The 13,010-nt window shown below is 60.4% G+C and carries 10 protein-coding genes and 1 pseudogene; 2 read left to right on the top strand and 9 right to left on the bottom strand.

Features of this window, described 5'->3' with window-relative positions; translation table 11 throughout:
• Window positions 1-169: 169 nt before the first annotated feature.
• The gene (msbA, locus tag ACKUG4_RS05310) at window positions 170-1,972 is read right to left on the bottom strand and encodes a lipid A export permease/ATP-binding protein MsbA (RefSeq protein ID WP_064593039.1); all 1,803 of its coding nucleotides are present in this window, start codon (window positions 1,970-1,972) and stop codon (window positions 170-172) included.
• Window positions 1,973-2,126: 154 nt separating this feature from the next.
• Here msbA and ACKUG4_RS05305 point away from each other — a divergent pair, with 154 nt between their 5' ends.
• Both ACKUG4_RS05305 and ACKUG4_RS05300 read left to right on the top strand, forming a co-directional pair.
• On the top strand, window positions 2,127-3,989 hold the full coding sequence (locus ACKUG4_RS05305; protein WP_445433589.1) for an O-antigen ligase family protein: 1,863 nt from the start codon (window positions 2,127-2,129) through the stop codon (window positions 3,987-3,989).
• Window positions 3,990-4,047: 58 nt separating this feature from the next.
• Window positions 4,048-4,176: pseudogene (locus tag ACKUG4_RS05300) on the top strand (acyltransferase family protein); the annotation flags it as partial.
• 49 nt (window positions 4,177-4,225) lie between these two features.
• On the opposite strand, the gene ACKUG4_RS05295 reads toward ACKUG4_RS05300, so the two are convergent.
• From ACKUG4_RS05295 to ACKUG4_RS05260, 8 genes are all read right to left on the bottom strand, one after another.
• The gene (locus ACKUG4_RS05295; protein ID WP_064600654.1) at window positions 4,226-5,110 is read right to left on the bottom strand and encodes a glycosyltransferase; all 885 of its coding nucleotides are present in this window, start codon (window positions 5,108-5,110) and stop codon (window positions 4,226-4,228) included.
• Between the two features lie 32 nt (window positions 5,111-5,142).
• The gene (locus tag ACKUG4_RS05290; protein ID WP_064593035.1) at window positions 5,143-6,297 is read right to left on the bottom strand and encodes a glycosyltransferase; all 1,155 of its coding nucleotides are present in this window, start codon (window positions 6,295-6,297) and stop codon (window positions 5,143-5,145) included.
• Window positions 6,294-7,739 (bottom strand): PIG-L family deacetylase, encoded by a 1,446-nt coding sequence (locus ACKUG4_RS05285; protein WP_445433588.1) that lies wholly within the window; start codon window positions 7,737-7,739, stop codon window positions 6,294-6,296. Before ACKUG4_RS05285 ends, ACKUG4_RS05290 begins: the two co-directional genes overlap by 4 nt.
• Window positions 7,740-7,747: 8 nt before the next feature.
• Window positions 7,748-8,644 carry an antimicrobial resistance protein Mig-14 gene (locus tag ACKUG4_RS05280; RefSeq protein ID WP_085611095.1) on the bottom strand — a complete coding sequence of 299 codons (897 nt, stop codon included), beginning with the start codon at window positions 8,642-8,644 and terminating at the stop codon, window positions 7,748-7,750.
• Window positions 8,644-9,774 carry a glycosyltransferase gene (locus tag ACKUG4_RS05275; protein ID WP_064593022.1) on the bottom strand — a complete coding sequence of 377 codons (1,131 nt, stop codon included), beginning with the start codon at window positions 9,772-9,774 and terminating at the stop codon, window positions 8,644-8,646. Before ACKUG4_RS05275 ends, ACKUG4_RS05280 begins: the two co-directional genes overlap by 1 nt.
• Window positions 9,758-11,515, bottom strand: coding sequence for a carbamoyltransferase family protein (locus ACKUG4_RS05270; RefSeq protein ID WP_007952261.1), 1,758 nt, complete (start codon window positions 11,513-11,515; stop codon window positions 9,758-9,760). The genes ACKUG4_RS05275 and ACKUG4_RS05270 overlap by 17 nt, the downstream gene beginning before the upstream one ends.
• Window positions 11,516-11,740: 225 nt before the next feature.
• On the bottom strand, window positions 11,741-12,559 hold the full coding sequence (locus ACKUG4_RS05265; protein ID WP_445433587.1) for a DUF3800 domain-containing protein: 819 nt from the start codon (window positions 12,557-12,559) through the stop codon (window positions 11,741-11,743).
• A complete protein-coding gene (locus ACKUG4_RS05260) occupies window positions 12,538-12,873 on the bottom strand; it encodes a YceK/YidQ family lipoprotein (RefSeq protein ID WP_064593018.1) in 336 nt (111 codons plus the stop codon). Before ACKUG4_RS05260 ends, ACKUG4_RS05265 begins: the two co-directional genes overlap by 22 nt.
• Between the last annotated feature and the right edge of the window lie 137 nt (window positions 12,874-13,010).

Below are 13,010 nucleotides of genomic sequence, written 5' to 3'. Positions count from 1 at the left end.
GCGATATTAACACAGGGTTGGCGAAGGCTTGTGCGGCGGCTGCAACAGGATTAAACCACAGGCCTTTTTGTGCATTTTTCAAGCAAGGAGGCTCTCAACCGACGACAGACCGGTGCAGCGAGAAAAAACGCCGGACGCATATTGCGCGCCCGGCGTTATCGAGGCCGGATCAGGCGATGTCTTCGGCCGGAGCGTCGAGACCCATGGCGTTGAGACGCGCGTAGTAGCCGTTCTGTGCCAGCAGGTTGTCGTGGGTGCCGCGCTCGACGATCCGGCCCTGGTCCATGACCAGAATCAGGTCGGCCTTCTCGATGGTCGACAGGCGATGAGCGATCACCAGCGTGGTGCGGCCCTTCATCACTTGATCCAGCGCCGCCTGAATGTGTCGCTCGGACTCGGTGTCGAGGGCCGAGGTGGCCTCGTCGAGAATCAGCAACGGCGCGTTCTTGAGCAAGGCACGGGCAATCGCCAGACGCTGGCGCTGGCCGCCGGAAAGCAGCACGCCGTTTTCGCCGACCTGAGTATCCAGGCCTTCAGGCAGCTGAGAAATGAAGTCCATCGCGTAGGCATCACGCGCGGCTTTCTCGATGTCTTCGCGCGGCGCCCCGGCCAGATCGCCATAGGCGATGTTGTTGGCTACGGTGTCGCTGAACAGCGTGACGTGCTGGGTGACCTGGGCAATATGGCGGCGCAGGTTCAGCAGCTTGTACTGTTCGACTTCCACGCCGTCGATCAGGATTTCGCCCTTGTCGTGGTGATAGAAGCGCGGAATCAGGTTGGCCAGGGTCGACTTGCCGCTGCCCGAACGCCCCACCAGCGCCACCATTTGCCCCGGCTCGACCGAGAAACTGATGTCATCGAGCACCTGCCGCTCGGTGCCCGGGTAGGTGAAGCTCAGGTTGCGTACATCGAGGCGACCGCTGACCGAGTCGCGCTCGACCGTGCCGGTATCGACTTCCGGCTCGACGTCCAGTTGCTCGAAAATGCTTTCGGCCCCGGCCACACCTTTCTGGATGGTCGAACTGACTTCGGACAACTGACGGATCGGTTTGGGCAGCAGGCCCGCGAGCGTGATGTAGGCGACCATATCACCGGCCGATGCGTCGCCGCGAAGGTACAGCACGAGGAACATCAGGATCGCCATGGCGCTGTAGATCACCAGTTGCAGCAGCGGCGTATAGATGGCCCCGGTGCGGGTCATGCGCAACTGCTTGTCGGTATTGCCCTGGCTGGCATCGAGGAAGCGCTTTTCCTCGTAGGCTTCGCCGCCAAAGCTGCGTACCACGCGATAGCCCTGGATGGTTTCCGACGCCACGTGCGTCACGTCGCCCATGGCCAGCTGGATTTTCTTGCTCTGCTTGCGGAATTTCTTGCTCGCGGTACGCACCATGACGGCAATCAGCGGCAGAATCGCAACCATCACCAGCGTCAGCTTCCAGTTCATGAACAGCAGGGAGGCGAACAGGAAGATCACCGTCATGCCTTCACGGATTACGACCTTGATCGCATCTGTTGCCGCCCCCGTGACCATCGTCACGTTGAAGGTGATACGCGAAATCAGATGACCGGAGTTATGCTTGTCGAAATACCGGTTCGGCAGCACCAGCAAGTTGTTGAACAACTGCACCCGCAGATCGTGCACCAGGCCCAGCGAAACCTTGGCCAGGAAATAGTTGCCCAGATAGGATCCCAGCCCCTGCCACGCGGCGATCAGGATGATCAGCAGCGGTACGGCCTGCAACAGTTGCAGATCCCGCAGGTAAGGCACGGTGGGAAACAGCACCGCCTCGGGATTGGACAGACCGTCGACAAAGTACTTGAGGATGTAGCCGAGCATCGGCTGGGTCGAGGCGAAAATCAGAAAACCGACGATGCTGATCAGGAACAGACTGATGTACGGCCGGACGTAGCCGAGCAGGCGGAAGTAGATTTTCAAGCTCGAAGGGCTTGCGGCGGGACTGGAGTCGGTCATATCACGCGAAAGTCGATAAAAAGGACGCTGACTTTAGCACAGCTTCTTCAGGGTTCTGGCAATCGGCCAAAGGCTGTTATTGTTAGGCGTCTTTTTCTGCGTCAAATAGCCATCATCGAAATGGCCGATCAACTTCAGGATTGAATCTCTCAGCATGCAACTTCGCGGCTTCAGCAGTACGTCCAATCGAATTTTCGACTTCATCAGCCTGTGGATACTTCCCGTCGGCTACTTCCTGCTCTTGTGCGCGCTGTTTTTCCTGCCGGGTCGCAGTGTTCATCACAAGCTGTTTTACGGCTTGTTCAGCATTCCGACGCTGATTGCACTGTGCCTGCGCCCGCGGGAACTCAAGGAAATGCTGCGTGAGCCGGTGTTCATTGCGTTGCTGCTGTTTGCCGCCTGGGCACTGCTGAGCCTTTGCTGGGGGCCGCAGGGCGAGCCGATAGGCGGCATGTTCAAACCTCCGCTGCATACCCTGATGCTGTTCGCCGGGTGTTTCCTGCTGGTTCGTTACCGCAGCGACATTCTTTCGCCATTGCTGTTCGGCGCCGCGCTGGTGGCCCTGGTCGCAACGATCAGTTTCCTGATTCCATTCGTGCTCCACTCTGAACCCGGCGAGCGCCTGATCGGTGGTGGCGCGTTCGACAACCCTTTGCTCAGCTCCCATCTGTTCGGATTTTTCTGCGCCTATTGGCTCAGTCTGAGCATGACCTGCAAGAATCGCCGGCTGTACTGGCTCAGCATTCCCGCGATGCTGATCATGTTCATGGCCGTGATCGGAACCGGCTCGCGCACCCCACTGGTGGCGCTGACCATGGCGGCATTGTGGCTAAGCCTGATTTGCTGGAACCGTCGCTCGCTGGTGCTGCTGGGGACATTGGCGGTCGGCGGCGCAACCATGTCGGTGCTGTTCTCGAAGATGATCATCGAACGCGGTGACTCCTACCGTTTCGAAATCTGGCAGCAAGCCCTGGAAAAAATCGCCGAACACCCATGGATCGGCCACGGCTACAACGCCACACTGGCGATTGACCCGGGTGTCGGTTACAACTTCCAGGAACCCCACAGCTTTGCGCTGGGCGTGCTTTATTACGTCGGCATCCTCGGCATGCTGCCGTGGCTGTTTTTTCAGGCCTGGGGCTTGCTGAGCAGTTGGCGCCAGCGCGTGCAGCCGCTGCTGATCATCGCCTCGACCTGGCTGGTGTTCGGCATCGGTGCCGGGCTGACCGAGGGTGGCGGGATCATTTCGCGCCCCAAGGAGCACTGGTTCCTGCTGTGGATTCCTTTGGCGCTGATTGCAGCCCTGAGCATCAATCAACGGGCCCGACGTCTTTTGACAATGCCGGTACAGAAGCTTTCGGCATCCGCTCTGCAACAGCTCGGCCACGGCGCCCAGGTCATCGAGGAAGACGGACTCGGGCCGAAGGTCCTGCGCCTGGCCGATGGCAGCTTTCTCAAGCTGTTTCGCCGCCGCCGCTGGTACACCTCGGGCAGTTTCAATCCGTATTCCGAGCGGTTTGCCGTCAACAGCGAGCAATTGCGCCGAATGGGCATTCCCACGCCCCAGGTGCTGAACCTGTATCGCCTCGACGACGGCAGCAGCGCCGTGCATTACACGCCGCTGCCGGGCCACACCCTGCGCCAGGTCTTGCAGGGAATCACCGCGCCAGCCGTGCGACAGGCGCTGGTGGAACGTTTCGGCAAATTCATGGCCGGCCTGCATGAGCAAGGCGTGTATTTCCGCTCGCTGCACCTGGGCAATGTGCTGGTGCTGGAGGATGGCGAGTTCGGGCTGATCGATCTGGCCGACCTGCGGATCTACCCTTCGCCCCTCAGCCTGTCACTGCGTCAGCGTAATCTGCGCCACATGCAACGCTACACCGTCGACAAGCGCTGGCTGTTCGAGGATCACCTCGAGGCGCTGCTCCAGGGGTACGCCGTAACAGCGTCGAAATCCGCCGTAGAGAATCTGCACAAGCAAGTGCTGGCCGGCAACGCGCCGGCTCGGGTTCATTGATGATTCAGACCAGTCCGTTCATTACGCTGGCCGCCTCTGCCGGCCATCGTCACCGCCGCTGTTTCTGCTGTCGCTGTTTTTCGTGATCGTGGCTTCTGACAACACTTTGTTCGGTGCCTTGAAACCACGCAGCATCCGCTGGCTGAGGGAAATCAGCTACAGCACCTATCTGCTCCATGGCTTCGTGCAAGCAACTGGCGGAAAAAGTCGCTCGCCGAGTGCGAGCGACAACGACCTCAGTCTTTTTCCAGCGGCAAAAACAGTAACCGGCCCAGCCCGCGCCAGGTCTTCTTGTTCCAGGCCTTGAAAGGAATCTGCGCCAGCAGCTCCCGCGCCAGTTTGCGGTCGCGGTTGGCGGTCTTCAGAAACATCGAATTGAGCGACTTGTAGCGCACTTCGTCGTACAGCGGATGATCGCTGAACCGCGCGTAGGTGCGCAGGATGTTTTCGATCATGAAACGGTGGTTCTTGTAGGAGTTGGTGGCGTGCTTGCGATAGCGCGCCATCACCACGTTCAACCCATCGATGAAGTACCCGGCGCGGGTCACTTTCAGTTCGATGTACAGATCCTCCAGACGAATCGTCGGATCGAACCCGCCCACCTTGTCCAGTGCTTCGCGGCGGATCATCAGGGTCGGCGCCGGCGGGTACGGCTTGCGCTCCAGAAACATGTCATCGAAATCCAGGCGCCGGAACGGCACGTCCCGGCGCTGACGTTTCTCCGGATAGAGATTGCCGTCGGCATCCATCAACTCGATGTTGCCGGCGCAGATGCCCACTTCCGGCTTGCCGTCCATGTAGGCGACCTGTGTCGCGATCCGGTCCGGGTACATGATGTCGTCGGAACCGAACGGCACGATCAGGCTGCCCTTGGCCCGCGCGATCGCGCCATTGAGCGTATTGGTCAGGCCCTGGTTCTGCTGCACCCGGAAATCGAAGCCGTGCTTTTCCTGCAAGGCCTTGATGCGCTCGACGCTGTCGTCCTTCGAACCGTCGTCGATCACCAGCAGCTCGATGTTCCGGTAGCTCTGGTTGATGACGCTGAGGATGCTTTCCTCGATGTACGGCCCATGGTTATAGGACGCGATGATAACGGTGACGAGGGGTTGCGCATCGCTCATCGCTGCTGACTCGCTCATGGCTCTTTCTTCGCTCATGGCTGTTCCTTGCGGGCCTGCTCCAGGCCGGAGTCGATCAGGTTCAGGTATTCCTGGCGGAAGACCTCGATGTCGTGCTGTTCCTGCAAGTAGCGGTAAGCCTGCTCGCCCTTGGCCTTGAGCTCGACATCCGACAGCGCGAGGTAGGTGTCCAGTGCCGCCACCAGGCTCGGCACGTCCTTGGGCGTGATCGACAGGCCACCGGCACCTTCGATCAGCGGCAGCATGGCCGGCACGTTCGAGGCGATCACCGGCAGGTGCCCGCTCATGCCTTCCAGCAAGGCGAGCCCGAGGCCTTCGGCCAGCGACGGCATGGTCCAGATATCGAACGCGCGCACGTATTGCAGTGCGTTTTCCTTGAAGCCCAGCAGATGCGCCCGGCCAGTCAGGCCCAACTGTTCGATCTCGGCCGCCAGCGGCGCCTGCAGGCGTCCGGCACCGATGATTGCCAGTTGGGTATTCGGGTATTTGTCTTTGAGTTGGGCGAAAGCCTGCAACAGGTAAGTGTGGCCCTTGACCGACACCAGCCGCCCCAGTGCCCCGATCAGGCGCACCGCCGGGTCGATCCCCAGCATTTCGCGCGCGCGTTCGCGGCTGTGCTGCAAACCCTCGGCCTGCTCGATGTCGATGGCGTTGGTGATCGCGTACGTGTTCTGGTCAGTGAAACCGCAATCGCAGTCCAGCAGGTACTGTTTGACCGCCGGCGACACGCCGACGAAACGCCAGTGCCGATCAATCAGGCGCTGAGTCTGGCGACGACGGTAGAAGCGGTCGTACTCGCCGAAGCCGTGGGAAATACCGATGCACAACGGCACCTTCAACCAGCGGTTGAGCGTCAGCATCATGTTCACCGGTTTGAAGCGGTTGCAGATCACCACGTCGAATTTTTCCCGGCGGCAGAACTTGTACAGCTGCCACATCGCCCGCAGGCGCATGCCCTTGAGGGACTTGTCGGAAAACTCGAAATACACCGAACGGTCGGCACGGCTGACCGCCTCGCCCGGTCCGGGTTTGCCGCGCAGGAAGGCGGCGGTCACTTCGTAACGGTCGGTCGGCAGCGCCTTGACGATCTGTTCGGCGAGGTCGGCGAAATCATGGGATTTGACGTTGTAATCGGGCTGCAGCTGCAGCACCTTTGCGCGTTGACTCATACCTCTCCCCGGTGCGATGCCGTCGCCCCTGTTTCGCTCTGCTTCAGTACCCAGAACAACTCCTGGCGTCTGATTGCTTTGCGGAAAAATTCGTTCTCGCCATAAACCGACGGACGCCGACCGGCCAGCAGTCGCTGAAACAACCGGCGCAGGCGACGCTTGAACGGGGCCGGTGGCTGCAGGTCATGCATCATGCCCAGCGCCATGGCCTTGTCCCGCTGCAGTTCGAGCGACAGCGGCAGGCACAGCGGCTGCATCGCGAGGGTCGCATCGAACGTCGGCGGCAGGGCAATGCCCTGCCCGCTGTCGCCCATCGGCCATCGGTCGTTGTCGTGCAAGTGGTTGGCGTAACCGAGCAGCGTCGGTTGGTAATCGAGACCGCGCAAGGCTTCCAGCACTGCCTCTTGGGCGCAGATGTGATCGGGATGCGGATCCAGTGTCGGGTGCGGCAGTACAATCACATCCGGGCGCGCGCGCGACAGCACGTCACGCAGGTCGGCCAGCAGATTGTTCCAGGTCGGTGCGCCGTCGGCATCGCCGGGCAAGGCAAACGGATTCAACTGACGGAACATTCGCGTGTCGCTCAGATCCGCTTCCCGCGAACCAATGGGCTGATTCGGCGCAGCCTGCATCGCCGCCAGTTGCAGGCAGAAATACCCGAGCTGCACGCAATGTTCCTGCGGCACACCGGCCCAGCGCGGTACGGCCAGGCTGTCCCAGGCACGCAAGCGGCCCTTGAGCCGCGCCGCCTCGACCTTGTTCAGGCCCATCTGTTGATAGTGTTCGGCTTCGATCTCGCCAGCGGTCAGGGTCACGATCCAGGCTTCTTTGGCCTGGCTGTAGAGACCGTAGGCGGCCAGCTCGGCATCGTCGGCGTGCGGGGCGATCACCATCACCCGCTGCTGGCGGTAGTCCGGTTGCTCCAGCGCCCACAGCAGCGGCTCGCCGGACACCCGGCAAAAGCGCCCGCGCAGACGCAAGTGGCCTTGCGACAGCGCCTGCGCCTGTCCACTGAGGTTCAGATAACGCAGACCGTTGACGCCGCGCTCGAACGTCTGCACGTCGGGATGGGGGCCACCGACCAACTCGACCCGAGGATCAAAGAAGCGTCCCAGGAAGCTGCTTTTAACCTTCACGGCGAGGATCAGCGTGGCGTCGTCCACCAGCATCACGCCCTCGTCAAGGCGCAATTGCTCACCGCTCAAATGCACTTTTGGCTGCGGGGTGAACGGCGGAAAACTGTATTGGTAATCGTCTTTCGGCGAATAGAACAGGTGATCGGCGAACCACGCCTCATGGGCAATCCAGCCAATGACCGCCAGCACCAGCGGCAGCCACCAGGCCACCAGCAAGCCAAGGGCGATCAACACGACCAGTGCGATCAGCAGGCCGATTCGTTTATTGCGCCGGTGACGCTTGAGCAGTTGCTGTTTGCGGCTCATGGGTTGACTCATACAGTGAAGACCGGCACAGGATTGCACCAGCGATCCTTGTATTCACGGTCGGCGCGACCGAAGGAAAAGCGCAGCGGCTTGTTCAGGGCCCGGGCATGTTCCCAGGCAGATTGCGTATTGAGGAAACTCAGAACGCTGCCAGGGCTGAACTCGCGGGTTTCAGGGTCGACGCCGCCGTTGATGTACTCGACGCTGATCCACTCCGGGGCTTCGACGCGGTACACCAGTTGGATGGCGATCGGCGCGTCGTTGAGGAAGATCACCGAGCCGATCAACAACTCGCGCAGCAGTTCGATGACTTCGGCCATGCACGCCGCACCTGTGGCCGGGAAACCCCAGCGGCGCTGGAACAGGTCGCAGTAGATCGCCGCCAGTTCGGCACTGGAGAAGTCGCTGACCGGCCGCACCACGCCGCCCGCCTCTTCCAGCAGGCGCAGTTCACGGCGCTGGTTGTAGCGAAACTTCTTCGACAGTTCTTCGGGCGTACGGGCCATGGCCAGTTGCTCGGTCTGCAACTTGAGGCCGCTGAAGCGGTTTTCGTTGAGCGCCGACAGGTAGCGCCCACGATGGCGCAGCGGGGCCTGGGCATCGGCGGCGGCCGGCAGGATCAGCTCGGCGTTGCCCAGGTCGAACAGGCCTTTCTTGCCGTTGCGCTTGAGCACGTCCTTGGACAAGGCCAGGTCGCGGCCCCAGGTCGGAATCGCGGCTTTGACTTCGCCCTGTTGCTCCCAGGCCAGATAACGCACGGGGATGCCCGCCAGATTCGCCAGACGCTCGACCACCATGGGATGAGTCGCGACGCTGCCGCCGAAACGTTGCCAGGCCTGTGCATAAGTTGAGGCGTCAACGGGCGACCAGCCACGTTCGCGCCAGCCTTGAAATCGGTTGAGCATCAGCCCCTCGGTGCCAGATCGATAACTTGCGGCAAATGCCAGAAGGTGTCGCGTACGGCGCGGTCGGAGAAGCGCTCGCGCAGGCGGTCGAACATCATCTCGGCGCACTGACGACGCTGCTGCTCGTCCATGCCGGCCAGATGTTTCAGGCCTTGGGCCAGATGCTCGGCGTCGCCCAGCGGAAACAGGATCCCGACGCCTTCGACCACTTCCTTCGCCCCGCCGCACGCCGTGGCCAGCAACGGCACGCCGGCGGCCATGGCCTCCAGCAGCACCATGCCAAACGGCTCATTGTCGGAACTCAGGGCAAACACATCGAACGCCCTGAAGTAATTGCGCGCGTCCGGCACCTGGCCCAGAAACAGCACCCGATCCCCGACGCCCAGCTCACGGGCAAGTGTCTTGAGTTCATCCTCAAGCCGCCCCTCGCCGAGAATCACCAGTTGGCTGTTGGCCGGCAGACCGGGCAGCGCCGCGGCAAAACCGTGCAGCAGCGTGGCCTGATCCTTGTCCGGGTGCAGACGACCGACATTGCCAACAATGAAGGCATCCGCCGACAGACCAAGGGTTTCGCGGGCTTCACGGGCGGACACCTGACTCATCTGCAACGCGGAGATATCGATGCGGTTGTAGAGGGTCTGGATGCGCGCTGCCGGCCATTTCGGCAGGCAACGGCGCATGTCGTCGCGCACCGCATCGGACACGCCGAGCAGGCTCAGACGCTTGCGGAAAATGTGCGCAAAGAGCTTGCGCGTGCCGCGTTGGTAATCGCCAAACGCGTGATGCACGCCAATCACCGGCAGGGAAGTACCAAGCAAGGCGATGTAGATCGGCTTGAAGCGATGGGCGATGCAGAAACTGAAATTGCGGGAAGCGGCGATCTTGCGCAGATCGCCGATGGCGCCCAGCTTCAGGCCACGAATGGCCTTGGAGCTGTATTCCATGAACAACACTTCATCAGAGGCGCAGGCTGCGGCCACCTCGCTATCGGCCGCCCCGGTCAGAAAGACCGTGGTGACCCGATAACCGGTGCCTGCGAACAGGCTGGCGTACTGCCGCGCGCAGTCCAGAAACGGGCCATCATAGCCGTGGGAGAACTGCAGCACATGGCGTTCAGCCGAGCGTGTCATAAGCGTTTGCGCCTTCTTTGACCACCAGGATGTCTTCCATGATCAGGTACTGCAGATCCGAGCCGAAAAACATGTTCAGTGCGTCGGTCGGCGAGCAGATCATCGGTTCGCCACGGCGGTTGAGCGAGGTGTTCAGGGACACGCCGTTGCCGGTCAGCACTTCCAGCGCCTTCATCATGTCATAGTAGCGCGGGTTGTATTCGCGCTTGAGCACCTGGGCCCGGGACGTGCCGTCTTCGTGGACGACTTCCGGCACGCGGGTCTTCCACTCTTCCGCCACTTCGAAGGTGAAGGTCATGAACGGCGCCGGGTGGTCGATCTTGATCATCTGTGGCGCAACGGTGTCGAGCATCGACGGGCAGAAAGGCCTCCAGCGCTCGCGGAACTTGATCTGGTGGTTGATGCGGTCAGCCACGCCAGCCACGCTCGGGCAACCGATGATCGAACGACCGCCCAGCGCGCGCGGACCGAACTCCATGCGGCCCTGGAACCAGGCCACCGGGTTGCCATCGACCATGATTTTGGCGATCTGCTCCGGCATGTTGTCGAGCTTGCGCCAGGTCGGCTTGTTCTCGTGACGGGCACATGCGGCGATCACGTCTTCGTTGCTGTACGACGGGCCGAGGTAGACGTGTTCCATCTTCTCGACCGGCACGCCACGGGCGTTGGACACATAGGCCGCGGCGCCGACTGCGGTGCCGGCATCGCCGGAGGCAGGCTGCACGAACAGTTCCTTGACGTCGTCGCGGGCGATGATTTTCTGGTTGAGCTTGACGTTCAACGCACAGCCACCGGCATAGGCCAGCTTGCCGGTTTCCTTAAGCACGTCGCCCAGATAGTAGTCGATCATCTGCAGCGCGATTTTTTCGAACAGCGCCTGAATGCTGGCGGCGTAGTGGATGTACGGCTCATCGGCGATGTCGCCTTCGCGCTTCGGACCCAGCCACTCGATCAGCTTCGGCGAGAAGTAGTAACCCTTGCCCTTCTCTTTATAGCGACGCAGGCCGATCACGTTGGCGTAGTCGGTGTTGATCACCAGCTCGCCGTTTTCGAATGAAGCCAGGCGCGAGAAATCGTATTTGCTGGCGTCGCCGTACGGCGCCATGCCCATGACCTTGAACTCGCCGTCGAGCATGTCGAAACCGAGGAACTCGGTGATCGCGCCGTACAGGCCGCCGAGGGAGTCCGGATCGAAGAATTCCTTGATCTTGTGGATCTTGCCGTTCTCGCCATAACCGAAGAAGGTCGTGGCGTACTCGCCCTTGCCGTCGATGCCGAGGATCGCGGTTTTCTCTTTGAAACCCGAGCAGTGATAGGCGCTGGAAGCGTGGGCCAGGTGGTGTTCAACCGGCTCGATCTTGATTTTCTTCGGATCGAAGCCCAGTTGCTCCAGGCACCAGACGATCTTGTTGCGATAGCGCTTGTAGCGACGGTTGCCCATCAGGATCGCGTCGAGTGCACGGTCCGGGGCGTACCAGTAACGCTTGGCGTACTGCCAGCGGGCCTTGCCGAAAATGCTGATCGGAGCGAACGGAATCGCGACCACGTCAACGTCGGACGGCTTGATGCCTGCCTGCTCCAGGCAGAACTTCGCCGATTCGTAGGGCATGCGGTTCTTTGCATGTTTATCGCGCACGAAGCGCTCTTCCTCGGCCGCCGCGACCAGCTTGCCGTCGATGTACAAGGCTGCTGAAGGATCATGGCTAAGGGCGCCGGACAGGCCAAGAATCGTCAATGCCACAGGGGTCTAGCCTCTTTAGTCTGCATTCAGGCGCGATGCGCCTTGAAAAATGATGTGCCCTCGCACCGGGCGAGAGACAGCTAAAGGGCGGGATTATAGCTTAAAAGCGCCGACAAACCTCTAGCGGAACTGGCCGGCCGGTGCGTTGACACTCGAGTGGCATCGACATAGACTCCAGCACAAATGGACTGGGAGATCCCGGTCGGCGCTAATGCCTCGGTGAGATCATCGGGGCTTTTCGCTTTCTGGGGATGGGAAAATCTTCAAACCCCAATTCTCGAAACCCTCTCCAACTTTGCTCCGCCCCCCGCTGCAATAGAACTTGCGCTTGAGCACGTCAAAAGCACGGCTGCCCTGACCCGCCCTCAACACGCTCATGCCAATGGGCCTCGCAACAAGATCGGCTAGCTGCAGGCCGGTGGAATTCACCTGTTTGGTTGCAAAAACGATGTCAAACGGCAGTTGAATACCCCATCGATTCGCCCCACCACACATCCTGCGAAATTCCAACTCAAGCTCGTTATCCTCTCGCTTTCCTCGGCGCTCGAAAATCACATGCGTCTGTGCCCCTTGTTGATTCTTCTCCTGCAAAAACTCATAGAGCGTTTCCAGACAAAAGCCGAGAGCGATGTGATATGGATTGTGTCCCGTGCCTTGTTTTTCACGAAGGGAAGCCTTGTCTACGACGCAACTGATCAGAACGAAGTTGCTGGCTTCAATGATGCAAGTCAGCTCCTCAAGAAAAGCATTCTTGTGCTTTCTGGACATGAAGAGGCCAGAAAACGCTCCTTTTTCTTTACGAATTTCGAGCTCATGCAGACCGATCAGATCGTGTCCCATATGGGCAAACTTGAATTTCTGTAGAGCAGGAATGACTTTCTCGCAGTAATGCCTCTTATGAAAGACACAAAACGCGAGCACGAAGACTGGATAGTTGGGATCCAGTGTCTGCATCCCATGATCACCGCTCTCATCGACATAAACGATGACATCGCTGTATTCACTGGTTGGGGGCAAGGTAATTACCCCCGGCTTGATCGCCAATAAACACTGATATTCCCGTCCACCGCCTGGCGATAGATCGTATACGGCAGAAAAGCCGTGTCGAACACACCGGACAGGGTCAGGTCGAGCAGGACGACCGGCACCAGAATGCCAGTAGGGTCGGGCGGCGCGTGCAGCAGGCAGAAATCATGGGCGAGTCCGCTGTAGATGCGCGGAATCGACTGACAGTAGGTCTTCTGTTTGCGCAGGCCGCGCGTGGCATCTTCATCGTCCTGCAACACCGTGACGGCGGTGCCGCAGCCGGACAGTGCCAGGGAAAATGCGCCGATCGTGATAGCGTTTTTGATGGTCAAGATTTGCCCTCCGGGAACGTCGGGGCAAACTAACATCGGGGTTTTGCGAGGGGCAGTTCATGGGTTCCGGGAAGGCCGTAGGACAAGTCACAAGGATTTGTCGCCACATGCCTCACCCGGATCCAACTGCAGAAACG

The sequence above is a fragment of the Candidatus Pseudomonas auctus genome (assembly GCF_048654275.1).
Lineage (GTDB): Bacteria > Pseudomonadota > Gammaproteobacteria > Pseudomonadales > Pseudomonadaceae > Aquipseudomonas > Aquipseudomonas pharyngis.
The sequence above is the reverse complement of the archived record's forward strand: the minus strand, read 5'-3'. Positions and strand labels throughout refer to the sequence as shown.

Bases quoted from the DNA above. Each gene is read 5' to 3' on its own strand.
- msbA (WP_064593039.1), bottom strand. From the start codon at position 1,972: ATGACCGACTCCAGTCCCGCCGCAAGCCCTTCGAGCTTGAAAATCTAC.
- ACKUG4_RS05305 (WP_445433589.1), top strand. From the start codon at position 2,127: ATGCAACTTCGCGGCTTCAGCAGTACGTCCAATCGAATTTTCGACTTC.
- ACKUG4_RS05295 (WP_064600654.1), bottom strand. From the start codon at position 5,110: ATGAGCGATGCGCAACCCCTCGTCACCGTTATCATCGCGTCCTATAAC.
- ACKUG4_RS05290 (WP_064593035.1), bottom strand. From the start codon at position 6,297: ATGAGTCAACGCGCAAAGGTGCTGCAGCTGCAGCCCGATTACAACGTC.
- ACKUG4_RS05285 (WP_445433588.1), bottom strand. From the start codon at position 7,739: ATGAGCCGCAAACAGCAACTGCTCAAGCGTCACCGGCGCAATAAACGA.
- ACKUG4_RS05280 (WP_085611095.1), bottom strand. From the start codon at position 8,644: ATGCTCAACCGATTTCAAGGCTGGCGCGAACGTGGCTGGTCGCCCGTT.
- ACKUG4_RS05275 (WP_064593022.1), bottom strand. From the start codon at position 9,774: ATGACACGCTCGGCTGAACGCCATGTGCTGCAGTTCTCCCACGGCTAT.